Here is a 26,607-nt window from a genome sequence, read left to right on the forward strand (position 1 = left end):
TAGGAGCCGAAAGGCGCAAAGTCAAACGGTATCATATGTCTTATATAAGACAGATGTTTTGCGGAATTTGAGTGGACGGAAAAGCGCGGTTTGTGATGAAATGCGCGCCATGACATCGAACCAGGCGAACAACGCGAATCCGACCGGCGCAGGCGGCCCAGGGCAGCCGGGCGCGGGCGAGGTCGCGCCTTCGCCGTCGCCGACGTTCAGCCCTTTATACCAGCAGATCAAGGCATTGATCACGCAGAGTCTCGAGTCGGGCGAATGGAAGCCGGGCGAGATCATTCCGAGCGAAGTGGAGCTCGCCGGCCGCTACAAGGTCAGCCAGGGCACCGTGCGCAAGGCGATCGACGAGCTGGCTGCCGAAAACCTCGTGGTTCGCCGGCAGGGCAAGGGTACGTTTGTTGCGACGCACAATGAAGATCGCGCGCAATTCCGGTTCCTGCGCCTTTTGGCCGACGACGGCGCGGAGCACCCGCACGTGAGCCGCCTGCTCGAGTGCCGGCGCACGCGAGCGCCGGCCGAGATCGCCCGCCAGCTCGACCTGAAGCCGGCCGATCCGGTGGTGCAGGTGCGCCGCCTGCTCGAGTTCGACAGCGAGACGACGGTGCTGGACGAGATCTGGCTGCCGGGCGCGATGTTCCGCGGTCTCACGTTCGAGCGGCTCAGCGAGTACAAGGGGCCGCTCTACGCGATGTTCGAGACGGAGTTCGGCACCCGCATGATCCGTGCGTCGGAGAAGATCCGCGCGGTGGCGGCGGAGCCGGCGGTGGCCGACCTGCTGCACGTGCCGCCCGGTTTCCCGTTGCTATCGGTCGAGCGCGTGTCCTATACATATGGTGACCGGCCGGTGGAAGTGCGACGCGGCTGGTATGTCACAACCGGGTATTACTATCAGAACGACTTGAGCTGACGATGCGGGTATCGGCTCGTGTCCCGTGCATTCGCGCTCCCCACACTGTCCGCGAAGCACGTTTCGGGCCGCCTTTGTTCGCGTTTGCGTAACGCTTCTGAGCAGGTTTTCGCTGCAGCGCGATATGAAAAGGCGCTAAAATCGCGGATTAGTGTCACAACATAAGTAGGGGTCTAGCATGACTGACGCAGTAAGAAAGCCGAGGCCGGAATACCGGAACATCGGATTCGGCGATATCACGATGAAATATCGCATGCCGCTGGCGGCGATATTGTCGATCCTCCATCGAGTCAGCGGCGCGCTGCTGTTCCTGTTCCTGCCGTTCCTGCTGTTCCTCTTCGACCAGAGTCTCACCTCCGAGCTCAGCTTCGAAGTCTTCAAGGCCTTCCTCTCCAACATCGTCGTCAAGCTGATCGTCCTCGCGTTGTCCTGGGCGTTCTTCCACCATTTCTGCGCCGGCATTCGCCACCTGCTGATGGACGTCAATCACGACGCCGTCACGAAGGAAAGCGGCAAGCGGACGGCAGTCGTCGTCTTTGTCGTCTCGATCGCGCTGACGATCGCCATGGCCCTCAAACTGTTCGGAGCATTCTAAGAAAATGGCAGCCAACAACCGAATCGGCTCGAAGCGCCTCGTCGTCGGCGCGCACTACGGCCTGCGCGACTGGCTCGCGCAACGCGTCACGGCCACGATCATGGCCGTCTACACGGTCATCCTGCTGGTGCTGTTCTTCGGCGCGCACGATTTCTCGTACGAAGGCTGGGCGTCGATCTTCTCCGCGCAATGGATGAAGCTCGCGACCTTCGTGACGCTGCTTTCCCTCTTCTACCACGCGTGGGTCGGCGTGCGCGACATCTGGATGGACTACGTGAAGCCCGTCGGTGTGCGCCTGCTGCTGCAATCGCTGACCATCGTCTGGCTGCTCGCATGTGCGGGCTACGCCGCGCAGATTCTCTGGAGAGTGTAAAGAATGGCTGCAATCAAAACTTCCCTCCCGCGTCGCAAGTTCGACGTGGTGATCGTCGGCGCGGGCGGCTCCGGCTTGCGTGCGGCGCTGCAACTGTCGCGCGCGGGCCTGTCGGTCTGCGTGCTGTCGAAGGTGTTCCCGACGCGTTCGCACACGGTCGCCGCACAGGGCGGGATCGGCGCATCGCTCGGCAACATGAGCGAAGACAACTGGCACTATCACTTCTACGACACGATCAAGGGCTCCGACTGGCTCGGCGACCAGGACGCGATCGAGTTCATGTGCCGTGAAGCGCCGAACGTCGTGTACGAACTCGAGCACTTCGGCATGCCGTTCGACCGCAACGCGGACGGCACGATCTACCAGCGCCCGTTCGGCGGCCACACCGCGAACTACGGCGAGAAGCCGGTCCAGCGCGCCTGCGCGGCCGCCGACCGTACCGGTCACGCGCTGCTGCACACGCTGTACCAGCAGAACGTCGCGGCGAAGACGCAGTTCTTCGTCGAATGGATGGCGCTCGACCTGATCCGCGACGCGGAAGGCGACGTGCTCGGCGTGACGGCCCTCGAAATGGAAACGGGCGACGTCTACATCCTCGAAGGCAAGACCACGCTGTTCGCGACGGGCGGCGCAGGCCGGATCTTCGCGGCGTCGACCAACGCGTTCATCAACACCGGCGACGGCCTCGGCATGGCGGCCCGCTCGGGCATCGCGCTGCAGGACATGGAGTTCTGGCAGTTCCACCCGACCGGCGTGGCCGGCGCGGGCGTGCTGATCACGGAAGGCGTGCGCGGCGAAGGCGGCATCCTGCGCAACGCGAACGGCGAGCGCTTCATGGAGCGCTATGCGCCGACGCTGAAGGACCTGGCGCCGCGCGACTTCGTGTCCCGCTCGATGGACCAGGAAATCAAGGAAGGCCGTGGCGTCGGTCCGAACAAGGACCACGTGCTGCTCGACCTGTCGCACATCGGCGCCGAGACGATCATGAAGCGTCTGCCGTCGATCCGCGAAATCGCGCTGAAGTTCGCGAACGTCGATGCGATCAAGGAACCGATTCCGGTCGTCCCGACGATCCACTACCAGATGGGCGGCATCCCGACCAACATCCACGGTCAGGTCGTCGGCACGTCGCGCGATCACAAGGAGCCGATCAACGGCTTCTACGCAGTGGGCGAATGCTCGTGCGTGTCCGTGCACGGCGCGAACCGCCTCGGCACGAACTCGCTGCTCGACCTCGTGGTGTTCGGCCGCGCGGCGGGCAACCACATCGTCGAGCATGTGAAGAACCAGCGCGATCACAAGCCGCTGCCGGCCGATGCGGCCGACCGCGCGCTCGAGCGCCTGAACAAGCTCGAGAAGTCGTCGTCGGGCGAATACACGCAGGACGTGGCGAACGACATCCGTTCGACGATGCAGAAGCACGCAGGCGTGTTCCGCACGTCGGCGCTGCTGAAGGAAGGCGTCGAAGAGATGGCCGGCCTGAAGGAGCGGGTTGCCAACATCCACCTGAAGGACAAGTCGAAGGTGTTCAACACCGCGCGCGTCGAAGCGCTCGAGCTGGAGAACCTGATCGAGGTCGCACGCGCGACGATGGTGTCGGCGGAAGCCCGCAAGGAAAGCCGCGGTGCGCACGCGCACAGCGACTACGAACACCGTGACGACGAGAACTGGCTGCGCCACACGCTGTGGTACAGCGAAGGCGATCGCCTCGACTACAAGCCGGTACAAATGAAGCCGCTGACGGTCGACTCCGTGCCGCCGAAGCCGCGCACGTTCTAAGCCGAGTCTAAGGAATCTGAAATGGCAAAACGCATTTTTGAAATCTACCGCTACGATCCGGACAAGGACGCAGCGCCGCGCATGCAGACGTACGAGCTGGATCTCCAGCACGAGCGCATGCTGCTGGACGCACTGGTCAAGCTGAAGGCCGTCGACGAGACGCTGTCGTTCCGCCGTTCGTGCCGCGAAGGCGTGTGCGGTTCGGACGCGATGAACATCAACGGCAAGAACGGCCTCGCGTGCCTGACGAACCTGAACGACCTGCCGCAGAAGATCGTGCTGCGCCCGCTGCCGGGCCTGCCCGTCGTGCGCGACCTGATCGTCGACATGACGCACTTCTTCAACCAGTACCACTCGATCAAGCCGTACCTGATCAACGACGCGCCGCCGCCCGAGAAGGAGCGCCTGCAGTCGCCGCAGGAACGTGACGAGCTCGACGGCGTGTACGAGTGCATTCTGTGCGCGAGCTGCTCGACGTCGTGCCCGAGCTTCTGGTGGAACCCGGACAAGTTCGTCGGCCCGGCCGGCCTGCTGCAGGCTTACCGCTTCATCGCGGACAGCCGCGACACGGCGACCGGCGAGCGTCTCGACAACCTTGAAGATCCGTATCGTCTGTTCCGTTGCCATACGATCATGAACTGCGTCGACGTGTGCCCGAAGGGCCTCAATCCGACGAAGGCGATCGGCAAGATCAAGGAACTGATGGTCCGCCGTGCGGTTTGAGATGAGCGACACCGCGCATCAAGCCGACCCGCACCGCCGCGCGCGCCTCCGCTGGCGCGCGCGGCGGGGTCTGCTGGAGAACGATCTGATCTTCGATCGCTTCTTCAGCCGATACGAGCATGACCTCACCGATGCAGACGTAGGCGCGCTGACGCGCCTGCTCGATCTGAGCGACAACGACCTGATGGACTTGCTCCTCGCGCGCAAGGAACCAGAAGGCGACCTTGACAGCCCGGAAGTACACCGGCTGTTGGAGATGCTGCGCAACGTCTAACCGCGTTGCGCCCGTTATCGAATCCCGTTTCTATATTTCGATTGAGGATGTGCCATGACTCCGTCTGATGTAAAAGCCACGCTATCGTTCAGCGACAACTCGCCGAGCGTTGAACTGCCGATCTACAAGGGTACGATGGGCCCGGACGTGATCGACATCCGCAAGCTGTACGGCCAGACCGGCAAGTTCACGTACGACCCCGGCTTCATGTCGACGGCATCCTGCAATTCCGCGATCACGTATATCGACGGCGACAAGGGCGAGCTGCTGTATCGCGGCTATCCGATCGACAACCTCGCGCAGAACGCCGACTTCCTCGAGACCTGCTACCTGCTGCTGAAGGGCGAACTGCCGAACGAAGCGCAGAAGAAGGAATTCGTCGCGACCGTCACGAAGCACACGATGGTCCACGAGCAGATGCAGTTCTTCTTCCGCGGTTTCCGTCGCGACGCGCACCCGATGGCGATCCTGGTCGCCGCAGTCGGCGCGCTGTCGGCGTTCTACCACGACTCGCTCGACATCAACGACCCGCGTCACCGTGAAGTGTCGGCGATCCGCATGATCGCGAAGCTGCCGACACTCGTCGCGATGGCGTACAAGTACAGCATCGGCCAGCCGTTCGTGTATCCGCAGAACGATCTGTCGTACAGCGCGAACTTCATGCGCATGATGTTCGCGAACCCGTGCGAGGAATACCAGGTCAACGACGTGCTCGTCCGCGCGCTCGACCGCATCCTGATCCTGCACGCCGACCACGAGCAGAACGCGTCGACGTCGACGGTCCGTCTGGCCGGTTCGTCGGGCGCGAACCCGTTCGCGTGTATCGCGGCCGGTATCGCATGTCTGTGGGGCCCGGCGCACGGCGGTGCGAACGAAGCCGCGCTGAACATGCTCGAGCAGATCGGCTCGCCGGACAACATCCCCGAGTTCATCAAGCAGGTGAAGGACAAGAACTCGGGCGTGAAGCTGATGGGCTTCGGTCACCGCGTGTACAAGAACTACGATCCGCGCGCGAAGCTGATGCGCGAAACGTGCTACGAAGTGCTGAACGAGCTGGGCCTGCACGACGACCCGCTGTTCAAGCTCGCGATGCAGCTCGAGAAGATCGCGCTGGAAGACGAGTACTTCGTGTCGCGCAAGCTGTACCCGAACGTCGACTTTTACTCGGGCATCGTCCAGCGCGCGCTGGGCATCCCGACGTCGATGTTCACGTGCATCTTCGCGATGGCGCGTACGATCGGCTGGATCGCGCAGTGGAACGAAATGATTGCGGATCCGGAGCAGAAGATCGGCCGTCCGCGTCAGCTGTTCATCGGCGACACGCCGCGCGAAGCGAGCCCGATCAGCGCACGCTAAGCCGTGTGCGGCGCGGATGGCCGGCAGGCCGTTCGCGTCGGGCGATCGCCATGCCAAGACACCCCGGTGGGTTTGCCCGCCGGGGTGTTTTCATTTGCGTGGCGTGGTTGCCGTCGTGGCCGCGCGCTCCAGCGACGGCGGGCGCGTGGCGAGATCCGCAGGCGCGTCGTCCGCTGGCGGATGGCCGTGACGCAGGAAGAACTGCCGGTACGCGCCGGGCGTCATTCCGCGGGCGGCAAGGAACTGCCGGTTGAAGTTCGCGGCGTTCGGAATCCCGCAACGCGCGGCGACGGTCGCGATCGGCCAATCGGTGCCGACGAGGTGCCGGCATGCATGCGCGATCCGCAGGCGCTGCACGTAGCGGCCGACGCTTTCGCCGAGATGCCGGACGAACAGCCGCTGCAGCGTGCGCTCGGACATGTGCGCGACGGCGGCGAGCGCGTCGACGCGCAGCGGCTCGTGGAAGCGCCGGTCGATCACGTCGAGCACGCGGTCGAGGCGTTCGGCTTCTGGCGCGTCGGAAGCGGGCATGCGTTCGTCGGGCCGGTCGTACGCGTGCGCGGTCGCGAGCGGTTCGCCGCCGGCTTCGGCCAGCTCGGAGAGCGTGTCGAGCGTCGCGGCGAGTCGTTCGCGCGGCGACGGATCGAGCAACCGAGGCAGCCGGGCCCGCATCGCGCGGGCCGCGTCGACGCCGAAGCGCAGGCCCGGCGCCGCGCGCCGCAGCAGCGATGGCAGCGGCGCGTATTCGGGGCAGCAATCGACGAGCCGCCGCACCCAGTCGCCGTCGAACCAGACCACCAGCGCGACCTGCGGCGCGTCCGGATCGATGCGCCCGTTCGACGACCACGTGTGCGGCAGGTTCGGCGGCACGAGCACGAGATCGTCGTCCGCATAGCTCGCGATGTGGTCGCCGATGAAGCGTTTGCCGCGGCTGTTGAGCGTCAGCGTCAGTTCGTACTCCGGATGGCGATGCCATTCGAACGGGATGCGCGCGAGCTTGCGGTGATAGACCCGGATCGAACAGCCGGGCGCGAACGTCACGTGCTCGTATTGCGGTTTCATCGCAACCTCCGGGCGACGGCATGCGTCGCGCCGTGGCATGATCGTGCGGGATCGTCACGACGGAGCGAAGCCGATGTTTTCACACGTTTGCGTGGGCGTCAGCGATTTGGCGCGCGCCTACGATTTCTATGCGCCGCTGTTCGACGCGCTCGGCTTGCGGCTGAAATTCCGCGAACCGGACGGCTGGAGCGGCTGGATGCCGGCCGACGCCGACCGTCCGCTGTTCTTCTTCGGCCGGCCCCTCGACGGTGGCCCGCCTGCGCCGGGCAACGGCCAGACGATCGCATTCGTCGCCGCCACGCGCGAGCTCGTCGATCGCTGTCACGCGCTTGCGCTGCAGCACGGCGGCGCCTGCGAAGGGTCGCCGGGCCTGCGCCCGCACTATCACCCCGACTATTACGGCGCGTACTTCCGCGATCCCGACGGCAACAAGCTCTGCGTGGTCTGCCACCGGCCGGCGTGATGTCCGGTTGTCAGGATTGTATCGATAGTTGACCGGATCGCGGCAAGCGGCGGGATGGGGCGGCCCTAAGCTGGCGTCACATCCCGACCAGAAGAACGGAGACAACGATGCCACTGACGATCGACGATCTGCCGGCCGCGATTCGCGCCGCGAAACTCACGCTGCGCGCGGATCTGCCCGGCCATGCAACCGCGTTTCGCGCACTGGAGGGCGACATCGCGCGGCAGGTCGATGCGATTCGCCGCGCGCACGCGCACGGCGACGACGTGATTCCGGTGCTGCCGTTCGCGCACATCGCGAACGGGAGGGTCGATCCGCACGCGATCGACGCGATCCGCGCGCGCGGCGCATGCGTGATCCGCGGCGTGTTCGACGCGCAGCAGGCACGCGACTGGAACGACGAGATCGGCGCCTATCTCGACGCGAATCGCCTGGCGGACCGGCTGCACGCGCGTGCCGAAGACCGCTACTTCGGCAACCTCGCGTCCGGCAAGCCGCAGATCTACGGCGTCTACTGGTCGAAACCGCAGGTGGCCGCGCGCCAGTCGCCGGCGCTCACGCAGGCGCGGGTGTTCCTGAACCGGCTGTGGCGTCATGCGGACGGCACACGCGCGCACGTCGATCCGGAGCAGGTGCCGGCCTATGCGGACCGGATTCGCCGCCGGCCGCCCGGCTCGACGTCGCTCGGGCTGTCGCCGCACGTCGACGGCGGTTCCGTCGAGCGCTGGCTCGGCGCGAACTTCCGGCAGGTCTACCGTCACGTGCTGGCCGGCAACTGGCGCGCGTACGACCCGTTCGATGCGGCGTTCCGCCCGGATGTCGAGGAGATTCCGTCGCCGGCCGTGTGCTCGATGTTCCGCACGTTCCAGGGCTGGACCGCGCTGACCCCGCAGGGGCCCGGCGACGGCACGCTGCAGCTCATTCCGGTCGCGAACGCGATGGCTTATGTCGTGCTGCGCGCGCTGCAGGACGACGTGGCCGATGACGACCTGTGCGGCGCGCGCCCCGGCCTCGCGCTCTCGATCCTGCCCGAATGGCACGCGCTGCTGCTCGACGCGCTGGTGCCGATTCCGCACATGGAGCCGGGCGATGCGGTGTTCTGGCATGGCGACGTCGTGCACGCGGTCGAGGATGCGCATCGCGGCAGCGGCGACAGCAACGTGATGTATATCGCCGCCGCGCCGGGATGCGCGAAGAACGACGCGTATCTGCGGCGGCAGTGGCCGGCGTTCCTGCGCGGCGAAAGCCCGCCGGATTTTCCGGCTGATCACTTCGAGGTCGGGTTCGACGGGCGCGGCGGGGAGGGGGATCTGACGCCGTTGGGCCGCCTGCAGATGGGGTTTGGCCGGTGAGGCCCGGGCGACCGGCGGTGGGCGACGGCGGCCCCGACGCGTCGCGCCGGGGCCGAGGAACTCAGTTCCTGTCGCAGAACAACGGCAGCGGCAACTGGCTCAGCGTCGTTCTCGTGGCGAGCGCGGCATTCTTCAGCCCGAGCATCTGCTTGACGGCGGTCGTGTCCTGGTTGACGCCGTGCCGGACGGCGATCTGGTCGAAGTCGTACCGCGCCGTCTCGTTGCGATGCTCGATGTCGATCAGGTACTTTCCCCCCGAGCGCAACGCATGCTTCACCTCGTGTTCGAAATTGATCGAGAACCCCATGCATTCGTCGAATTCGTCTGAGCCGTTTCGCTGCGAACGGGAGATCAGGTAGACCAGGAAGCGATTCAGCAGGTAGGCCTTGGTGAAGTGGCTTTCCCGGCAATACAGGCTGACGCTGCCCGAACCCTTTCGCAAACCTCGCGCGACGGCGCGGCGCACCGCGTACTGTTTCGACAGCGCATCGGCCACGCGGAAGCAACGGCGATCCAGTTCGGCGAGATATTCGCCGCCGTGCGTCCAGGCCGCCATCATCCTGTTCTGGTGTTCGACCAGCATCAGATATTCATGCTGCGCCTCGAAGGCCGCATGAATGACCGGATCCGCATTGAGTTCGTCGATGAACTGGAGCGGATGATCGTAGCGCGTCAGCGCGCGCAGGAAATCCTGCAGCGCGCCATCGCCCGCCCCGAACACGCCTACGTCGTGATTGGCGGTTTTCGGCGCTCTGAACTCGTCATCCTTCCAGAACGGCAGGCCCTTCACGTTCTTGTTGAGCGCGGTCCGTTCGGTGCCCATGCCGGCCGCGAGGATCACGAAATCCGGGACGAAGTCCTTCACATGGCGCGTGGCCGTGCCGGGCCATTCGATGCCGTCCAGGTCCAGTGGAAGCGGGCTCCGGGTCGATACGAATTGCTTGACCCAGGTCCGGACGTGGGCGGGATCGACCTTCATCAGGAACCGCGGCGGGCCGCCGCGCAACTCGGTCGCCCCGTTGCCGAGCCACCATTCGAGCCACCTCGTCAGCCGGTCGGCCAGGTCGCTGGATTTAAGCGGCTCGGCGCTTTCCCAGCCCATCATGCTCGCGAATGCTGCCCACGGAATCTCGTCGTGAGGCCAGTCCTTGGGCGGGAAATCCTGCGGGCGGCAGATGTTCGCGGGCCACTCGTACATGTACGGGCCGACGTAGCGATGCGACGTCTTGTGTTGCAGTTCGAACGGTCGCGAATTGGTGTCGATGCAGAGCGCCTCGATGTCGGACCGCGATGCCTCGACCGCCGCGCATACGCCGGCGACGCCCGCGCCGATGATCAGGATCCGCTTGGGGGCGAGTTCGGATTGGTGCAGGTCGCGAATCAGCAGCTTCGCGCGCACGATCTGATCGCGAATGCTGACGTGGCCCAGGCCGGAAGACAGGTCGAACGTCCTGTACGCACACTTGAGCGACAGCATCGACAGCGAATTGATCACCTTGGTCATTCGAATCGCTCCAGTGCGTTGTCGAGCGCCTGATCGAAATCCTCGTCGGAATATGCGAACAGGATCGGATGCGCGAGCACTTGCCCCAGACCGCTGCCGCCGTCGTCGCCGTCGCCGTCGCCCGCGCCGGCGTCATTGCCGGGCGGCGGACGGTTGCCGTTCCCGCCGTCGATCCGCTCGTCGGGAATGGACGCGGCCAGTGCCAGCAGGCCGTTTTCCCCGCGCTCGACGACGATGCCGAGCCCCATCAGCTCGTCGAGGATCATGCGGGCATGGCGCAGGCGCATTATTTGTGTGCGCACCGACGGCTCGTCACCGTCTCGCGATCGTGAGGGCAGGTTCGAGTAAGCAAGATGGACAAGCTCGTCGAACGGGATGCCGGCAGGCGTGCGATAGCGCAGCACGCGCAGCAAGCTGAGGGTCAGGTTGTCGGATGCCACTGGAGGTCTCTTTGTTCCGAAGCGCTACGGCGCGCGGTTGGTATGGTTTGAATCGTCCGGTGCAGCGATCGATATTCTGAAGACGAATGACATGCGCGGCAATTGGTATTCCGGGTGTTTCGCGTCGCGATTCAACCGTTAAAACAATCGACGAAAAAGATCGAAATCCGGATCGGCAATCGGGCGAATCGGCGCGTGGTTGCATGCGGCGCCGGTCGCGATTCCGGGCGCGCGCAGCGTACCGCCGAATCGGCTGTGAGCCTGTATCAATTCGACGCAATCGGCTGTCCGCGCAGCGGAAATCGACGCAACCGGCCTATTTTGACTCCCGATAATGATCCGGAACACAGGGCGGCAGCGCGGCGCTTCGCGCCGGCCGCGGCTCATGACCAAGGAGGAGTCGATGCAGTTCACGCAAGCCATCGTTCGCCGCCCGGCCGCATCCTGCGCCGCCGGCCTCACGACCGCGCAGCTCGGCGCACCCGATTACGACAGGACGCTGACGCAGTTCCACGCGTACTGCGACACGCTGCGCAAGCTCGGCGTCGCGCTCGTCGAGCTGCCGCCGCTCGACGCGTTTCCCGATGCGCACTTCGTCGAAGATGTCGCCGTGGTCACGCCGGAATTCGCGGTTGTCACGCGTCCCGGTGCGCCCGCGCGGCGCGGCGAAATCGACCACATCGAAGCGCCGCTCGCCGCGCATCGCGACCTGCTGCCGATGCGCGACGGCCGTCTCGACGGCGGCGACGTGATGCTGGTCGGCAAGCGCTTCCATATCGGGCTGACGGGCCGTACCGACGCCGACGGCATCGCGGCATTCGCGTCGCTGGTCGCGCCGTATGGCTATACGGTCGTCGCGGTGCCGGTCGGCGAGGGGCTGCACTTGAAGTCGGCCGTCAACTGCGTCGGCGACGACACACTGCTCGTGAACGAGGCGCTGGCCGGGCATGCCGCGTTCGTGGGGTTCCGCAGGATCGTGGTCGCGCCGGCCGACGAGTACGCGGGCAACACGCTGCGCGTGAACGACGCGCTGATCACGCCGGCCGGCTATCCGCGCGTGCATGCCAGCCTCGAACCGCTGGGCCTGCCGCTGCACGTGATCGACACGAGCGAGTTCCGCAAGATGGACGGCGGCCTGACCTGCCTGTCGCTGCGGTTCTGACCGGATGGCAGGCGGTCCGGTTCGGCCGGATAATGGGGCGCGCGTGCGAAGCCGGAGCGGCGGCGCGCGCCAGCCATCACCCGACCGGAGCGAACGCGGATGCCCGACAAGAAGATGCAGCTCGACAAGATCGATCTCCGGATCCTCGACATCCTGCGCAATGACGGACGAATCTCGTACCGGCAGCTGTCGGAGCGCGTGAACCTGACGCCGCGGCCATGCCAGGCTCGCGTGGAGCGGCTCGAGGCGCTGGGGATCATCGCGGGCTACCGCGCGGTGATCCACGCGCCGCGCGACAAGAAGTCGATCGTCGTGCTCGCGCAGATCGTGCTCGCCGATCACGGGCGCTCGCAGACGCCGTTCGAGGAGGAGATGCGCACGAACCCGGCGGTGCTCGACTGCTGGCTCGTCAGCGGCACGTTCGATTTTCTCGTGCGGCTTGCTTGCGAGGATCTCGACGAGTATCGACGGATCGCGAACGCATGGCTCGAGAGCAAGCGCTTCAGGATCGAGAAGATCGTCACGACGGCGGAGCTGCAGGTAATCAAGCGCAGCGGCGTGTAACGCCGAGGGGCGTGTCGCCGCGCACCGCTTCGAATCCGGATCCGCAAGCAGCCGACGCAAAAAGGCAGGCCAGTTAATTTGCATCCCGAATAAAAAAATCGGATCTTCCCAGGGTGAACGACATGGATGCATTGCAAGCGACAGAAGTGGCGGCCGCGCCGTCGACGATGACGCTGAAACGCCGCCTTTCCGCTGTTCGTCGCGATCTGGTGGGGCTATCGGCGATTCTGCAAGAGCCGGCTGGTGCGCTACGAGGGCATGGAGATCGGCCTGTGGCTGAACCGGTCCGTCGAAGCGGTCGACGCGGCGTCCGGTGCGCACGGGGTGAAGCGTTGACCTGACGCAGGATGTCGGGTCGTCCCGACACCGCCGCGTCAGTGCGCTTTCTTCAGGTACGCCTTCATGAAATCGACCCACGCGCGCACTTTCTGCGGCACGTGCCGCGTCGACACGTACAGCGCGTACACGCTTTGCTGCGGAAACCGGTAGCCCGGCAGCGCATCGACCAGCACGCCGCGCGCGAGATCGTCGCGCGCGAGCCATTCCGGCAGCAGCGCGACGCCGCTGCCTTGCCGGGCCAGCTCGCGCAGCACCGACGCGTTGTCCACGACGAGCCGCGGCTTCGCGCTCGGCCGGAACACGTGCTCGCTGCCGTCGCGGCCCACGAGGGGCCACGCGGCGACACGCTCGAGCTGGCTGTGCCCGAGCTGGGGCAGGCGGGCGAGCGCATCGGGCGTATCGATGCGCGCCGCGCCGGCCGTCGCGAGCAGCGCGGGGGACGCGACCGGCCGGACGTCGTAGCTGCCGAGACACACGCCGCGATACGGCAGGTCCGCGAACTGCTCCGCGCGTCCGAGCCGGATCGCGACATCGAAGCGGTCGCGCACCAGATCGACCGGTGACGTATGCGTCTCGAGCCGCACCCGCAGCGCGGGATGCTGTTGCGTGAACGCGTGCAGCGCAGGCGCGACGACCATCGACGCATATTCGACCGTCGACGCCACCCGCAGGCTGCCGTGCATGCCGCCGTGCTCGCCGCGCGCGTCGTCGATCGCGCCTTCGGCTTCGTCGAGCACGCGCAGGCAGCGCGTGTAGAAGCGTTCGCCCGCGTCGGTCAGTTCGACCCGGCGGGTCGTGCGCGTGAGGAGCGTCACGCCCAGTTCGGCTTCGAGCTGCTTGATGTTGAAGCTGACGGCCGCGCGCGCCTGGTTCAGCGCGGCCGCGGCGGCCGTGAACGAGCCCGCTTCGACCACGGCGCGGAAGACGGCGAAGCGATCCAGGCTCACCATGGTTGTGTCGATCTCCGTGCGAAATACGTTATCCGGATCGAAGGGTACCGGGAATGCGCGGTGGCGCGCGCGGATTGTCAAAATTTTTCGACCGGACCGTTCGCGTCGCCGGCCTTATCCGCGTGGCCTTCGGACCTTACACTGCGGCGTTTCGTTCGAGTTCCGCCGACATGTCCGACCGCTCCAGGATCGCCGCCGTCTATCTGCTCGGCTTTGCGATCGATCTCGCCAACATGTTCATGCTCAACGCCGCGTATCCGGCGCTGCAGCGCGAACTGCGCGCGTCGGTTGCGCAGCTCGCCTGGGTCGGCAATGCGTACGTGCTCGGCCTGACCGTCGTGATCCCGCTCGGCGCATGGCTCGCGCGCCGGTTCGGCGAACGGCGGGTGCTGTCGGCGTCGCTGCTGTTGTTCGGATGCGCGAGCCTCGGCGTCGCGCTGTCCGCGTCGATCGGCGCGCTGCTCGCGTGGCGCCTGGTCCAGGGGCTCGGCGGCGGGCTGCTGATTCCGGTCGGGCAGGCGATGGCGTATCGCGCGTACCCGCCGCACGCGCGCGCGCATCTGACGTCGGTCGTGATGATGGTCGCGCTGCTCGTGCCCGCGCTGTCGCCGGCGCTCGGCGGCATCGTCGTCGACCGGGTGTCGTGGCGGGCGATCTTCGCCGGCATGCTGCCGCTCGCCGCCGCGACCTGCGGCCTCGCGTTCGCGTGGCTGCCGCCCGACGGCGTGCGCGCGCGGCCCGAGCCGCTCGACTGGCCGGGCTTCGCCCTAAGCGCCGTGGCGCTCGTCGCGCTGCTGTTCGGCCTGACCTTCGCCGGCCAGCCCGGCGCGGGCCGGCTCGCGATGCCGACGCTCGCGGCCGCGCTCGCCGCCGGAATCGGCTACGTGATGCACGCGCGCCGTGCCGCCGCGCCGTTGCTCGATCTCGGCCTGCTTGCGCAGCCGCTGCTGCGCGTCGGCGTCGTCATCTATCTGTGCGTGCCGGGGGTATTCGCGGGCGTCAACCTCGTCGCCGCGCTGTATCTGCAAAACGGCCTCGGACTGAGCGCCACGCATGCGGGCGCGCTGATGGCGCCGTGGGCGATCGCGTCGTTCGCGGCCATCGCGACGACGCGCCGGGGCTTGCCGCGCTGGGGCGCGAAGCCGCTGTTCGTCGCCGGCATCGCGGTGGACTGCGCGGGCATCGTGCTGCTCGCGACGCCGCTTGCCGCGCTCGAAGCGGGGCGCGTGGCCGCGTTCGCCGCGATGGGGTTCGGCGCCAGCCTGTGCACGAGCACCGCGCAGAGCGCGGCGTTCGTCGACGTGCCGGCGGAGCGCATGGGCGACGCGAGCGCGCTATGGAACCTGAACCGGCAACTGAGCTTCTGTGTCGGCGTCGCGGTGCTCGGCAGCGCGTTCAACGGGCTGCTGTCGCTCGACGCGGGTGGCCCGGCGCTGCTGCCTTACCGGCAGAGCTTCGCGCTCGCGGCAGGGCTGACGTTGATCCCGCTATGGCTCGTCGCGCGGCTTGCAGCACGTCCCGCGACGGTCGCGCAACCGGTTTCCCAACGATCCTGAGGTCATGTCATGAATCTGTCGAATCCCTTTTTCCAGGAAGTCGTCGACGCGCACGTCGACATCGAGTGCTGGCTGTCGGGCGATGCCGAACCGGGCAGGCTCCGGTCGCTGCTCGCCCGTTTCTCGCCGGCGTTTTCGATGGTTGCGCTGACGGGGACGCTGCTCGATCACGCGGGTGTCGAGGCGCTGTTCGCGCGGGGCCACGGCGCGCGTCCCGGCTTGCGGATCGAGATCGACGCGTTGACCGACATTCACACGTCGCGCGATTTCGCCGTGATCGGCTACCGCGAGACGCAGACGGACGGTGAGGGGCGGCGCACGGTCCGTCGTTCGACGGCCGTGTTCGGACGCGACGCGGGCGGGCGCATCGTGTGGCGGCATCTGCAGGAAACGCCGGTCGCGGGGTGAAGCGGACGCGAGCGGGCATCGACCGGTTGCGACGGCGCGAGCAGGCTTGCCGCGCCGTCTTTTTTCGCGGGGCGCGCGGCCCGGCCGCGGGCAACGCGAACCGGGTAATGCTGATACAGGTATTGCCACTACCAGCCAAGCTGCTGTTTTTATTGGGTTTTTTCTCATACGGTGTGCGCCGGAGCGCGATCTGCGTGGCATAATCGACCGCATCCGCAAGGCTTGTAAGTCACAACGACCCCGCATACCCATGGCACAGACTCTCTACGACAAATTGTGGAATACCCACGTAGTCCACACCGAAGACGACGGCACGGCATTGCTCTACATCGACCGTCAGTTGCTGCATGAAGTCACGAGCCCGCAGGCGTTCGAAGGGCTGAAGATCGCGCACCGCCCGGTGTGGCGCATCAGCGCGAACCTGGCCGTGTCGGATCACAACGTGCCGACGACGGACCGCAGCCACGGCATCGCCGATCCGGTCTCGAAGCTGCAGGTCGACACGCTCGACGCGAACTGCGACGCGTTCGGCATCACGCAGTTCAAGATGAACGACCTGCGCCAGGGCATCGTGCACATCATCGGCCCGGAGCAGGGCGCGACGCTGCCCGGCATGACGATCGTGTGCGGCGACTCGCACACGTCGACGCACGGCGCGTTCGGCGCGCTCGCGCACGGCATCGGCACGTCGGAAGTCGAGCACGTGCTCGCGACGCAGACGCTGTTGCAGAAGAAGAGCAAGAACATGCTGGTGAAGGTCGAGGGCTCGCTGCCGCGCGGCTGCACTGCGAAGGACATCGTGCTCGCGATCATCGGCAAGATCGGCACCGCGGGCGGCACCGGCTACGCGATCGAATTCGGCGGCTCGACGATCCGCGCGCTGACGATGGAAGGCCGGATGACGGTCTGCAACATGGCGATCGAAGCGGGCGCGCGCGCCGGCATGGTCGCCGTCGACGCTACGACGATCGACTACCTGAAGGGCCGTCCGTTCGTGCCGACCGGCGCGGAATGGGACCAGGCCGTCGAGTACTGGCGCCAGTTCACGTCGGATGACGGCGCGCAGTTCGACCGCGTCGTCGAGCTGAACGCGGCCGAGATCGTCCCGCAGGTCACGTGGGGCACGTCGCCGGAAATGGTCACGTCGATCGACAGCCGCGTGCCCGATCCGGAACGCGAGAAGGACCCGGTCAAGCGCGACGCGATGGAGCGCGCGCTGGCCTACATGGCGCTCGAGCCGAACACGCCGATCGAGGCGATCAAGGTCGACAAGATCTTCATCGGCTCGTGCACGAACGCGCGCATCGAGGACATCCGCGCGGCCGCATACGTCGTGAAGAAGCTCGGCCGCCGCGTCGCGCCGAACGTACGGCTCGCGATGGTCGTGCCGGGCTCGGGCCTCGTGAAGGCGCAGGCCGAGCACGAAGGGCTCGACAAGGTGTTCACGGACGCCGGCTTCGAATGGCGTGAGCCGGGCTGCTCGATGTGCCTCGCGATGAACGCCGACCGTCTCGAGCCGGGCGAGCGCTGCGCGTCGACGTCGAACCGCAACTTCGAAGGCCGGCAGGGCGCGGGCGGCCGCACGCACCTCGTCAGCCCCGCGATGGCGGCGGCGGCGGCGATCGAAGGCCACTTCGTCGACATTCGCAAGCTGGGGTAACGAGACGGATCATGGAAAAATTCACTGTGCATACCGGCGTCGTGGCGCCGCTCGATCGCGAGAACGTCGACACGGACGCGATCATCCCGAAGCAGTTCCTGAAGTCGATCAAGCGCACCGGCTTCGGCCCGAACGCGTTCGACGAATGGCGTTACCTCGACCACGGCGAGCCGGGCCAGGACAACTCGAAGCGTCCGCTGAACCCGGACTTCGTGCTGAACCAGCCGCGTTACCAGGGCGCGTCGATCCTGCTCGCGCGCAAGAACTTCGGCTGCGGCAGCTCGCGCGAGCATGCGCCGTGGGCGCTGCAGCAGTACGGCTTCCGCGCGATCATCGCGCCGAGCTTCGCGGACATCTTCTACAACAACTGCTTCAAGAACGGCCTGCTGCCGATCGTGCTGACCGAGCAGCAGGTCGATCACCTGTTCAACGAAACGGTCGCGTTCAACGGCTACCAGCTGACGGTGGACCTCGACGCGCAGGTCGTGCGCGCGCCGGACGGCAGCGAATATGCATTCGACGTCGCCGCGTTCCGCAAGTACTGCCTGCTGAACGGTTTCGACGACATCGGCCTCACGCTGCGTCACGCGGACAAGATCCGCCAGTTCGAAGCCGAGCGGCTCGCGAAGCAGCCGTGGCTCAACAACAAGCTGGTCGGCTGACGTCATCCTTCGGGCGGGCGCGCGCCGCGCGTGCGCCGCTCCGCATATACAACCTACCCAGTCAGGAATAACGCATGAAGATTGCAGTGCTGCCCGGCGACGGCATCGGTCCGGAAATCGTCAAGGAAGCGGTGAAGGTGCTGAACGCACTCGGCGAGACGTTCGAGCTCGAGGAAGCGCCGGTCGGCGGCGCGGGCTACGAGGCGAGCGGCCATCCGCTGCCGGACGCGACGCTCAAGCTCGCGAAGGAAGCGGACGCGATCCTGTTCGGCGCGGTCGGCGACTGGAAGTACGACTCGCTCGAGCGCGCGCTGCGCCCCGAGCAGGCGATCCTCGGCCTGCGCAAGCATCTCGAGCTGTTCGCGAACTTCCGCCCGGCGATCTGCTATCCGCAGCTCGTCGATGCGTCGCCGCTCAAAGCCGAACTGGTCGCGGGCCTCGACATCCTGATCGTGCGCGAGCTGAACGGCGACATCTACTTCGGCCAGCCGCGCGGCGTGCGCGCTGCGCCCGACGGCCCGTTCGCCGGTGCGCGCGAGGGCTTCGACACGATGCGCTATTCGGAGCCGGAAGTGCGCCGCATCGCGCACGTCGCGTTCCAGGCTGCGCAGAAGCGCCAGAAGAAACTGACCTCGGTCGACAAGTCGAACGTGCTCGAAACGTCGCAGTTCTGGCGCGACATCATGATCGACGTGTCGAAGGAGTACGCGGACGTCGAACTGTCGCACATGTACGTCGACAACGCGGCGATGCAGCTCGCGAAGGCGCCGAAGCAGTTCGACGTGGTCGTGACCGGCAACATGTTCGGCGACATCCTGTCCGACGAGGCGTCGATGCTGACCGGCTCGATCGGCATGCTGCCGTCGGCGTCGCTCGACAAAAACAACAAGGGCCTGTACGAGCCGTCGCACGGCTCGGCGCCCGACATCGCGGGCAAGGGCATCGCGAACCCGCTCGCGACGATCCTGTCGGCCGCGATGCTGCTGCGCTACTCGCTGAACCGCGCGGAGCAGGCCGATCGCATCGAGCGCGCGGTGAAAAAGGTGCTCGAGCAGGGCTACCGCACCGGCGACATCGCGACGCCGGGCTGCCGGCCGGTCGGCACGGTTGCGATGGGCGACGCGGTGATCGCGGCGCTGCAGGACTGAAGCAGGAAGCGCGAACGGGGCCGGATCGAACGGCCCCGTTCGCGCCCGATTGGCCGTTGTGCGGCCAGACAGGTTTGTGTAGACTCGTGCGATGGCGCTGATTTCCCTGATCTCCCCGGTCCTGAAACCCCACGGCAACACTGCCCGTGCGGTTACGCGCGCCATCGTCATCACGAAAACCATCACCACGAAAACGATCATTAAACGCTGATCGTCCGTCGTGCCCGCCTGTTTCCCCGCGCGGTCACGCCGGGGGCGGAAATGGCGGGGAAGCTCCATTCAAAGGGTTAGTCATGAACGTAGGTCTCGTAGGTTGGCGCGGCATGGTCGGCAGCGTCCTGATGCAGCGCATGCAGGAAGAGGGCGATTTCGACCTGATCGAACCGGTGTTTTTCAGCACCAGCAACTCGGGCGGCAAGGCGCCGTCGTTCGCGAAAAACGAGACTACGCTCAAAGACGCGACCAACGTCGACGAGCTGAAGAAGTGCGACGTCATCATCACGTGCCAGGGCGGCGACTACACGAACGACGTGTTCCCGAAGCTGCGCGCGGCCGGCTGGAACGGCTACTGGATCGACGCGGCGTCGTCGCTGCGGATGAAGGACGACGCGGTCATCGTCCTCGACCCGGTCAACCTCGACGTGATCAAGGACGCGCTCGTCAAGGGCACGAAGAACTTCATCGGCGGCAACTGCACGGTCAGCCTGATGCTGATGGCGCTCGGCGGCCTGTTCCGCGAGAACCTCGTCGACTGGATGACGGCGATGACCTACCAGGCCGCATCGGGCGCGGGCGCGCAGAACATGCGCGAGCTGCTGTCGCAGATGGGCGCGCTGAACGGCGCGGTGCAGGCACAACTCGCCGACCCGGCGTCGGCGATCCTCGACATCGACCGCCGCGTGCTGGCTGCGATGAACAGCGACGCGATGCCGACGAGCCACTTCGGCGTGCCGCTCGCGGGCTCGCTGATTCCGTGGATCGACAAGGATCTCGGCAACGGGATGTCGAAGGAAGAGTGGAAGGGCGGCGCGGAAACCAACAAGATTCTCGGCAAGCCGGCGATGGGCGAGCCGGGCTCGATTCCGGTCGACGGTCTGTGCGTGCGGATCGGCGCGATGCGCTGCCACTCGCAGGCGCTGACGATCAAGCTGAACAAGGACGTGCCGCTCGACGAGATCAACGACATCCTCGCGTCGGCGAACGACTGGGTGAAGGTCGTGCCGAACGAGCGCGACGCGTCGATGCGCGACCTGTCGCCGGCGAAGATCACGGGCACGCTGTCGGTGCCGGTCGGCCGCCTGCGCAAGCTCGCGATGGGCGGCGAATACCTGTCGGCGTTCACCGTCGGCGACCAGCTGCTGTGGGGCGCGGCCGAGCCGCTGCGCCGCATGCTGCGCATCCTGCTCGACAAGTAAGCCCGACAGGGGCATCCGGCCCGCGGGCCGGATGGTCCACGCAACAAACGCGCCGCGCCGGCCGTGACGATGTCTCGGTCCGGCGCGGCGCGTTTTTCATGTGCGCGTCAGCGCATGTTCAGCACCGCCTGGTCGACAGCCTGCTGCGTCTTGATCGTCTGCGCGTTCGCCTGGTAATTGCGCTGCGCGGTGATCAGGTTCACGAGCTGGACCGTCAGGTCGACGTTCGAGTTTTCCAGCGCGCTGCCCTGCAGCACGCCATGGTTCGTGCTGCCCGGCGCGGAGATCTGCGGCACGCCCGACGCGGAGGACTCCGCGTACTGGTTGCCGCCGAGGTTCACGAGGCCGTTCGGGTTGTTGAAGTTCGCGAGCGCGATCTGGCCGAGCACCGCGCTCTTGCCGTTCGAGTAGTTGCCGCTCAGCTTGCCGTCGGCGCCAATCGTGAAGGTCGTCAGCGTGCCGCTCGCGAAGCCGTCCTGCGCGAGGTTGGTCACGCCGTCCTTGCCGCCGTACTGGGTCGTGCCGGTCAGGTCGAGCGTCAGGTTCTGCGGCGTCGTGGAGCCGTCGCTGGTCGTGATCGAGAACGGGAACTTGCCGAGCGACGGGGTCCCCACGCCGCCCGGGGTGGTCGTGCTCAGGATCTGGCCCGTCGGGCTGAACGTCACCTTGCCGAGGTCGGTCGTCGGCTGGCCCTTCACGCCCGCGTACGCTTCCCACTGGCCGGCCGTCGCGCTCTTCACGAAATACATGTCGACCTGCTGCGCACCGCCGAGCGTGTCGTACACCTGGATCGACGTCGAGTAGTTGTACGTCGTGTCGTCCGTCGCGGAGAACGGTGTCTTGGCCGGCACCTTGTCCTGCGAGTTCAGGTTGAACTGGCCGGTGATCTTGGTCGTCACGGTCGGCGCGAGGTTGGTGGTCGGCGCCTGCATCGGCACGGTCGCCGCGGTGTTGATCACGCCGCCCGCGGTCGCGTTATAGCCCATCAGGTTGCGGCCGTGCGAGTCGACGATGAAGCCGTTCTTGTCGCGATGGAACGTGCCGTCGCGCGAATACGTGACCACGCCGTCGTTCGACATCTGGAAGAAGCCGTTGCCGTTGATCGCGACGTCGAGCGCGTTGCCGGTCGTATTGATCGTGCCCTGGCCGAACTGCTGGTCCACCGACGCGAGCCCCGAGCCGATGCCGATCTGGGTGTTGACCGACGTCGCGACCGAGTTCGCGTACATGTCGGAGAAGTGCGCGCGGCTTTGCTTGAAGCCGACCGTGTTCGCGTTCGCGATGTTGTTGCCGATCACGTCGAGATTGTTCGACGCCCCGGCCAACCCGCTTAAGCCCTGCTGATAGCCCATGTTCGGTCCCCGTAACGAGCTGGTAAATGAATGCAGTCGTGCGACTGCGCGGTAAAACTCTCCCTGAAATCTCGTCGCGTCAGTCCGGCCGATCGCAATGGCCGAATTGCGCTGATTCTTATTTGAAGTTGATCGTAATGGCGATCGCTCTCGAATTTGTGCAAATTTGTGTAATGTGGCTGAATTGCAAACGAAAGGTAATTTTTTAGAGAATGGGGAGTCGCTCTGATGGGCTTGAAAGCCTTGCTGGTTGGTGGATTTGATCGGATGAATGGTCAATTCGTCGATTAGAGAGCGGAATTGCCTTCTTATCGATCGATTGAAGTTGTTTTGAATGTGATTTGGGTGTGGCGGCGTAATTTATTTGAGTTTTTGGCCGTGATTTGATTAACGGCAAGCGCGGCGAATTATTGAGAGCGGCGATGACGCTTTATTCTCGGGCTGCGGGTTTTTTGCTGGCGGCTTGGGGCGGCGCGTGCGATGCGGCGCCGGTCGGGCGCGAAATGCCCGGCGCAAAAACGTGAAAGCCCCGAACCGCTTGCGCGGCCGGGGCTTTCTTGCATCGATTCCTTTGGCACGAGGAGAGGATGCGTCGCGAAGTATAAGCCGGTCGATTCGTTCCCGGTGGGAGATTGATGTAGGGAATTGTCGCAATCGATGAAGTTTTGTTTGCGAACCGTTTGGGCGCGGCGTCGTGGCGTTGAGGATGCCGTGGCGGAGCGGGCGATGGCTTCGCAGGCAGGCGGGGCGGCCTCGATTGCGCCGTTGGGCCGTGTCGGGCGACGTCTGAAACGCCGCGTGTGCGCGTGCCCGGCGTGGGGCAACCGGGGACGAATTCGGCCCGAATCCGGGCGCGTGAAGTAAACTACACGGTTACGACGCGCAGACCAGCGGAAAGCGTCGCGTTTTGCGCGGCGCTTTTGCATTTCTGCGGCGACTTTTTTTGACGCTTCCAAACGCGAATCCGAGCCGCGCGCCAGCGTGGCGATAGAGCCAACGATGTCCCGAATTTCCTTGTTTCCGCGTCAGTCCCGTCTGTCGCGCGCCGTGTGCGGCGCGCTGGCAATCCTCGCGCTTGGCGCCGTCGCGCCGGCCTGGGCGGCCGGCGCCAGCGACGCCGCGGCGACCGCCGGCGGCGCTGCCGCGCCGCTCACGATCACGGTCCAGCCGGGCCAGTCCCTCAACGACATCGCGATTGCGGCCACGCAGTCGCACGATCCCGGCGTGATCGCCCGAGCCGGGCGCGCGCTGTTCGACGCGAACCCGCAGGCGTTCATGAAGCGCGATCCGAGCCGCCTGAAGCTCGGCGCGACGCTGACGGTGCCGGCGCTCGATGCGACGGGCGCGGCGCTCGCGTCCGGCGCGCCGGTGGCTTCGGGGGCGACGGCCGCGTCTGCCGGCGCGGCTTCCGCAACGCATCCCGCATCGGCGTCGCATCCGGCGTCGGCGGCGCAGGGCGCGCCCGTGGCATCCGCCGCTCATCCGGCGCAGACTAGCGACGCGCATGCGGCGGCGGCAATGGCAGGCGCATCCGCCGCCGTCGGCGCGTCCGCCGCGCACGGCGCATCCGGGCCTGGCGCCGAACCGGCGTCGCAGCAAGCCGGCGCGAGCGGGCCGCACGTGTGGAGCGGCTCGATCCAGGCCGCGCCGTCGTCCGCCAGTGAAGCGGTTGCGCCGTCGGCGACGGGTGGTCCGGCGGCCGGCTCGCATGCCGCCACGGGCGCGGCGCCGGCGGCGGCTGCGTCGCAGGCGCGTCCGTCCAGTCTGCAGCAGTTGCTCGCACTGAAGAATCGCGTGCTGATGGAACTGCAGAAGCACGGGATCGGCAAGCCGGCCGCGACCGGCGCGGCGGCCGATGCAGGGCGTGCGCAGGCGCCGTCCGCGCCGCGTTCGGCCGCTGGCGACGCAGGCGCTTCCGCCGCTGCGCCGGGAGCCAGCGAGGCCGCGGCGACCGGCAGTGCAGCGAGCGCCGCGCAACCGCAGACGCCGCCGGTGCGTCCGGTCGCGCCGGCGGCGACGACCGGTGCAGCCGGGCAGGTCGACTGGCGCCCGGTTTCCGCGGCCGGCGCGGCAGCGGCGCTGCTGGTGGCCGGTTTCATGTGGCGCAAGCGTCGCAACGCGCGGCGCGACGCTGCCGAGGCGGCGTCCGGCGCCGAGCGCAGCGTTTCCGGCGACGCCGACGTGAAGCCGTCGGTCGTGGAGGAACTGCCGATCCAGCCCGAGACGCCGGTGTCGCGCGATGCGGCGGCCGACGTGCATCTGGCGGCCGCGACCGCCGCGGCGGTGGAGACGGTCGCGGCGCACGAAGCCCGCGACGCGCAGGTGGCGCCGCCGTCCGCCGAGCCTGTCCATGCCGATTCCACGCCGCACGCGCACGAGGCGGGCGAGGTGGCGGAAGCAGCGGACGCCGTCCACGACGAGCAGCCGGCCGACACACTGGCCAATGCCCCGGTCGACCCGCCAGCCGACAAGCCGAGCGAAACACCGGCCGCCCCGGCCGCGGACGCGCAACAAGCGCTCATGCAGAACGCGATTACCGCGCTCGGCAGTCTCGATATGCCGTTGCCGCCGCGCGTGTCGGACGAAGTGCCGCTGCCGGAGTCCGAAGCGGCCCCGACGGCTGGGCTTTTTGACGACGACAAGAGCGCAACTAACGGTCTGTCCGTCCCGCGTCCGCCAATCGGCGCGGTGGATCCGACCCCGGAACACCTTGCCGAGCAGGACGACGAGCCGGAATGGGATGGCGGCGCGACCCTGCACGGCCGTTCGGGCGCGACGTCCTCGGCCGCCGCGTTTGCGCCGCTCGGCGGCGCGCAGTTCGGCGCGCTGAAGCTCGATTTCGATCTCGACCTGCCGGCCGCGCCCGGCGCGGCGCTGCCGGCGCTCACGCCGGACGAGCTGGCGCGCATCGCGCGCAACAAGTTCGAACTCGCCGGCGAGTACGTCGAGCTGGGCGATCTGGCCGGCGCGCGGACGCTGCTTCAGGAAGTGGTCGACGCGAACGACGCCGCGACGCGCGACGACGCGCGCGCGCTGCTGGCGAAACTGGCGGACGAGGCGTGATGCGGATCGCGCTGGGCATCCAATACGACGGCGCCGCGTTTTGCGGCTGGCAGTCGCAGCCGCACGGCAAGACCGTGCAGGACGTGCTCGAGCGCGCGCTGGCGGAATTCGCGCAGACGCCGCTGCATACGACGGTGGCGGGGCGGACCGACACCGGCGTGCACGGCCTCGGGCAGGTCGTGCATTTCGATACCGAACTGGACCGCGCCGACTTCTCGTGGGTCCGCGGCACCAACGCGTTCCTGCCGTCGACGGTCGCGGTGCAGTGGGCGAAGCCGATGCCGGATGCGTTCCACGCGCGCTTCTCGGCGTTCGAGCGCACCTACTACTACGCGCTGTACGTGCATCCGGTGCGCTCGCCGATGCTCGACGGGCGTACCGGCTGGATCCACACGCCGCTCGACGACGACGCGATGCGCGCGGCTGCGGCGCACCTGATCGGCGAGCACGACTTCTCGGCGTTCCGGTCGTCGGAATGCCAGTCGAAGACGCCGGTCAAACACCTGTACCAGATCGATATCCGGCGCGCCGGCCACTTCCTGCATTTCCGGTTCCGGGCCAACGCGTTCCTGCACCACATGGTGCGCAACCTGATGGGCTGCCTCGTCGCGGTCGGTCGCGGCCGCTATCCGGCCGAATGGATCGCGGACGTGCTGGCCGGGCGCGACCGCAATCGCGCGGCGCCCACATTCATGGCCGACGGGCTGTATCTCGCCCATGTCGGCTACCCGGCGGAATTCGCCGTCCCGTCCGCGCAGCTCGGCAGCGTGCCGTGGAGCGGCGTCTGGGCTGATCTGGATCCACAAACATGACGGACCACGCCTCTATCCCCCCCGCGCCGGCGCGCACGCGCATCAAGTTGTGCGGCCTGTCGCGCCCCGACGACGTGCTGCACGCGGCGGCGCTCGGCGCCGACGCGATCGGCCTCGTGTTCTACCCGAAGAGCCCGCGCGCGGTGACGATCGCGCAGGCGGCGGAACTTGCGCGCCTCGCGCCGCCGTTCGTGTCGGTCGTCGGCCTGTTCGTGAACGCGAGCGCCGACGAGATCGAGGCGGTGGTCCGCGACGTGCCGCTGACGCTGCTGCAGTTCCACGGCGACGAAACGCCCGAGCAATGCGACGCGCTCGGCCGCGCGGCGCGGCTGCCGTGGCTGCGCGCGGTGCGCGTCGGCCCCTCGACGCAGTCGGCCGATTTGGTAGAATCGGCACTTCATTATTCGAAAGCGCGCGGCCTCCTGTTCGACACTCTCGTGCCGGACTACGGCGGCAGCGGCAAGGTCTTCGATTGGTCACTTATTCCCGCAGAGCTCGCGCGTCGGGCCGTTTTGAGTGGTGGCTTGAACGCGCAAAACGTCGGTGACGCGATCCGCCAGCTGCGTCCTTTCGCTGTCGATGTCTCGAGCGGCATCGAAGTGGAGGGCGCAAAGGGCGTGAAGGATCACGCCCGAATGGCGGCGTTCGTGCGCGCGGTGCGCGAAGCGGACGCCGGGTGATG

27 protein-coding genes are annotated in these 26,607 nt (G+C 66.8%); 21 read left to right on the plus strand and 6 right to left on the minus strand.

Annotated elements, in window-relative coordinates; all coding sequences use genetic code 11:
* The first annotated feature begins 109 nt into the window (after positions 1 to 109).
* From B7P44_RS22625 to gltA, 7 genes are all read left to right on the plus strand, one after another.
* Positions 110 to 913, plus strand: coding sequence for a GntR family transcriptional regulator (locus tag B7P44_RS22625; protein WP_193834301.1), 804 nt, complete (start codon positions 110 to 112; stop codon positions 911 to 913).
* A gap of 178 nt (positions 914 to 1,091) precedes the next feature.
* On the plus strand, positions 1,092 to 1,508 hold the full coding sequence (gene sdhC, locus B7P44_RS22630) for a succinate dehydrogenase, cytochrome b556 subunit (RefSeq protein WP_084908228.1): 417 nt from the start codon (positions 1,092 to 1,094) through the stop codon (positions 1,506 to 1,508).
* Between the two features lie 4 nt (positions 1,509 to 1,512).
* A complete protein-coding gene (gene sdhD / locus B7P44_RS22635; RefSeq protein WP_006399546.1) occupies positions 1,513 to 1,881 on the plus strand; it encodes a succinate dehydrogenase, hydrophobic membrane anchor protein in 369 nt (122 codons plus the stop codon).
* A gap of 3 nt (positions 1,882 to 1,884) precedes the next feature.
* Entirely contained in the window at positions 1,885 to 3,660 is a 1,776-nt protein-coding gene (sdhA, locus tag B7P44_RS22640) for a succinate dehydrogenase flavoprotein subunit (RefSeq protein WP_084908229.1), read from the plus strand.
* Between the two features lie 21 nt (positions 3,661 to 3,681).
* Positions 3,682 to 4,383, plus strand: a complete 702-nt coding sequence (locus tag B7P44_RS22645; protein WP_017330018.1) for a succinate dehydrogenase iron-sulfur subunit — start codon at positions 3,682 to 3,684, stop codon at positions 4,381 to 4,383.
* Between the two features lies 1 nt (position 4,384).
* Positions 4,385 to 4,657, plus strand: a complete 273-nt coding sequence (locus B7P44_RS22650) for an FAD assembly factor SdhE (protein ID WP_084908230.1) — start codon at positions 4,385 to 4,387, stop codon at positions 4,655 to 4,657.
* A gap of 54 nt (positions 4,658 to 4,711) precedes the next feature.
* Complete coding sequence (gltA, locus tag B7P44_RS22655) at positions 4,712 to 6,013, plus strand: citrate synthase (protein ID WP_084908231.1); 1,302 nt, start codon at positions 4,712 to 4,714, stop codon at positions 6,011 to 6,013.
* Between the two features lie 90 nt (positions 6,014 to 6,103).
* Here gltA and B7P44_RS22660 read toward each other — a convergent pair whose 3' ends face one another.
* A complete protein-coding gene (locus B7P44_RS22660; RefSeq protein ID WP_084909972.1) occupies positions 6,104 to 7,075 on the minus strand; it encodes a helix-turn-helix domain-containing protein in 972 nt (323 codons plus the stop codon).
* A 73-nt stretch (positions 7,076 to 7,148) separates the two neighbouring features.
* On the opposite strand from B7P44_RS22660, the gene B7P44_RS22665 reads away from it, so the two are divergent.
* Entirely contained in the window at positions 7,149 to 7,538 is a 390-nt protein-coding gene (locus tag B7P44_RS22665) for a VOC family protein (RefSeq protein ID WP_084909971.1), read from the plus strand.
* 107 nt (positions 7,539 to 7,645) lie between these two features.
* Positions 7,646 to 8,890 carry a DUF1479 domain-containing protein gene (locus tag B7P44_RS22670; RefSeq protein ID WP_084908232.1) on the plus strand — a complete coding sequence of 415 codons (1,245 nt, stop codon included), beginning with the start codon at positions 7,646 to 7,648 and terminating at the stop codon, positions 8,888 to 8,890.
* 61 nt (positions 8,891 to 8,951) lie between these two features.
* On the opposite strand, the gene B7P44_RS22675 is transcribed toward B7P44_RS22670, so the two are convergent.
* The 3 genes from B7P44_RS22675 to B7P44_RS36595 all read right to left on the minus strand — a co-directional run bounded on the left by B7P44_RS22675 (position 8,952) and on the right by B7P44_RS36595 (position 11,248).
* A complete protein-coding gene (locus B7P44_RS22675; RefSeq protein WP_084908233.1) occupies positions 8,952 to 10,394 on the minus strand; it encodes a hypothetical protein in 1,443 nt (480 codons plus the stop codon).
* Positions 10,391 to 10,807, minus strand: coding sequence for a hypothetical protein (locus B7P44_RS22680; RefSeq protein ID WP_133117872.1), 417 nt, complete (start codon positions 10,805 to 10,807; stop codon positions 10,391 to 10,393). Before B7P44_RS22680 ends, B7P44_RS22675 begins: the two co-directional genes overlap by 4 nt.
* Positions 10,808 to 10,972: 165 nt before the next feature.
* Complete coding sequence (locus tag B7P44_RS36595) at positions 10,973 to 11,248, minus strand: hypothetical protein (RefSeq protein ID WP_157721092.1); 276 nt, start codon at positions 11,246 to 11,248, stop codon at positions 10,973 to 10,975.
* Between B7P44_RS36595 and B7P44_RS22685 the strand changes: the two genes are divergently transcribed.
* Positions 11,238 to 11,996, plus strand: coding sequence for a dimethylarginine dimethylaminohydrolase family protein (locus tag B7P44_RS22685; protein ID WP_084909973.1), 759 nt, complete (start codon positions 11,238 to 11,240; stop codon positions 11,994 to 11,996). The genes B7P44_RS36595 and B7P44_RS22685 overlap by 11 nt on opposite strands.
* Positions 11,997 to 12,095: 99 nt before the next feature.
* Positions 12,096 to 12,560 (plus strand): Lrp/AsnC family transcriptional regulator, encoded by a 465-nt coding sequence (locus B7P44_RS22690; RefSeq protein WP_084908235.1) that lies wholly within the window; start codon positions 12,096 to 12,098, stop codon positions 12,558 to 12,560.
* A 374-nt stretch (positions 12,561 to 12,934) separates the two neighbouring features.
* Here the strand turns inward: B7P44_RS22690 and B7P44_RS22695 are convergent, their stop codons facing one another.
* Complete coding sequence (locus B7P44_RS22695) at positions 12,935 to 13,849, minus strand: LysR family transcriptional regulator (RefSeq protein WP_084908236.1); 915 nt, start codon at positions 13,847 to 13,849, stop codon at positions 12,935 to 12,937.
* Positions 13,850 to 14,019: 170 nt separating this feature from the next.
* Here B7P44_RS22695 and B7P44_RS22700 point away from each other — a divergent pair, with 170 nt between their 5' ends.
* The 7 genes from B7P44_RS22700 (at position 14,020) to asd (ending at position 20,698) form a co-directional block, all read left to right on the plus strand.
* The gene (locus B7P44_RS22700; protein WP_084908237.1) at positions 14,020 to 15,405 is read left to right on the plus strand and encodes an MFS transporter; all 1,386 of its coding nucleotides are present in this window, start codon (positions 14,020 to 14,022) and stop codon (positions 15,403 to 15,405) included.
* A 9-nt stretch (positions 15,406 to 15,414) separates the two neighbouring features.
* The gene (locus tag B7P44_RS22705) at positions 15,415 to 15,813 is read left to right on the plus strand and encodes a DUF4440 domain-containing protein (protein ID WP_084908238.1); all 399 of its coding nucleotides are present in this window, start codon (positions 15,415 to 15,417) and stop codon (positions 15,811 to 15,813) included.
* Positions 15,814 to 16,063: 250 nt separating this feature from the next.
* The gene (leuC, locus tag B7P44_RS22710) at positions 16,064 to 17,473 is read left to right on the plus strand and encodes a 3-isopropylmalate dehydratase large subunit (RefSeq protein ID WP_084908239.1); all 1,410 of its coding nucleotides are present in this window, start codon (positions 16,064 to 16,066) and stop codon (positions 17,471 to 17,473) included.
* An 11-nt stretch (positions 17,474 to 17,484) separates the two neighbouring features.
* Positions 17,485 to 18,135 carry a 3-isopropylmalate dehydratase small subunit gene (gene leuD / locus B7P44_RS22715; protein ID WP_084908240.1) on the plus strand — a complete coding sequence of 217 codons (651 nt, stop codon included), beginning with the start codon at positions 17,485 to 17,487 and terminating at the stop codon, positions 18,133 to 18,135.
* 74 nt (positions 18,136 to 18,209) lie between these two features.
* Positions 18,210 to 19,283: a 3-isopropylmalate dehydrogenase gene (gene leuB, locus B7P44_RS22720; RefSeq protein ID WP_084908241.1), complete on the plus strand. Its 1,074-nt coding sequence runs from the start codon at positions 18,210 to 18,212 to the stop codon at positions 19,281 to 19,283.
* 91 nt (positions 19,284 to 19,374) lie between these two features.
* Positions 19,375 to 19,494: a 3-isopropylmalate dehydrogenase gene (locus B7P44_RS37575; RefSeq protein WP_084908242.1), complete on the plus strand. Its 120-nt coding sequence runs from the start codon at positions 19,375 to 19,377 to the stop codon at positions 19,492 to 19,494.
* Positions 19,495 to 19,576: 82 nt separating this feature from the next.
* The gene (gene asd / locus B7P44_RS22730; RefSeq protein ID WP_084908243.1) at positions 19,577 to 20,698 is read left to right on the plus strand and encodes an aspartate-semialdehyde dehydrogenase; all 1,122 of its coding nucleotides are present in this window, start codon (positions 19,577 to 19,579) and stop codon (positions 20,696 to 20,698) included.
* 107 nt (positions 20,699 to 20,805) lie between these two features.
* Here asd and flgE read toward each other — a convergent pair whose 3' ends face one another.
* Positions 20,806 to 22,050, minus strand: a complete 1,245-nt coding sequence (gene flgE / locus B7P44_RS22735; RefSeq protein WP_084908244.1) for a flagellar hook protein FlgE — start codon at positions 22,048 to 22,050, stop codon at positions 20,806 to 20,808.
* Between the two features lie 999 nt (positions 22,051 to 23,049).
* Here flgE and B7P44_RS22740 point away from each other — a divergent pair.
* The 3 genes from B7P44_RS22740 to B7P44_RS22750 are packed head-to-tail and all read left to right on the plus strand — an operon-like array spanning position 23,050 to position 26,605.
* Entirely contained in the window at positions 23,050 to 25,113 is a 2,064-nt protein-coding gene (locus B7P44_RS22740; RefSeq protein ID WP_084908245.1) for a FimV/HubP family polar landmark protein, read from the plus strand.
* Positions 25,113 to 25,925: a tRNA pseudouridine(38-40) synthase TruA gene (gene truA, locus B7P44_RS22745; protein ID WP_084908246.1), complete on the plus strand. Its 813-nt coding sequence runs from the start codon at positions 25,113 to 25,115 to the stop codon at positions 25,923 to 25,925. The genes B7P44_RS22740 and truA overlap by 1 nt, the downstream gene beginning before the upstream one ends.
* Positions 25,922 to 26,605 (plus strand): phosphoribosylanthranilate isomerase, encoded by a 684-nt coding sequence (locus tag B7P44_RS22750; RefSeq protein WP_084908247.1) that lies wholly within the window; start codon positions 25,922 to 25,924, stop codon positions 26,603 to 26,605. The genes truA and B7P44_RS22750 overlap by 4 nt, the downstream gene beginning before the upstream one ends.
* The last annotated feature ends 2 nt before the right edge of the window (positions 26,606 to 26,607 follow it).

This window comes from Burkholderia ubonensis subsp. mesacidophila (assembly GCF_002097715.1).
Taxonomy (GTDB): Bacteria; Pseudomonadota; Gammaproteobacteria; order Burkholderiales; family Burkholderiaceae; genus Burkholderia; species Burkholderia mesacidophila.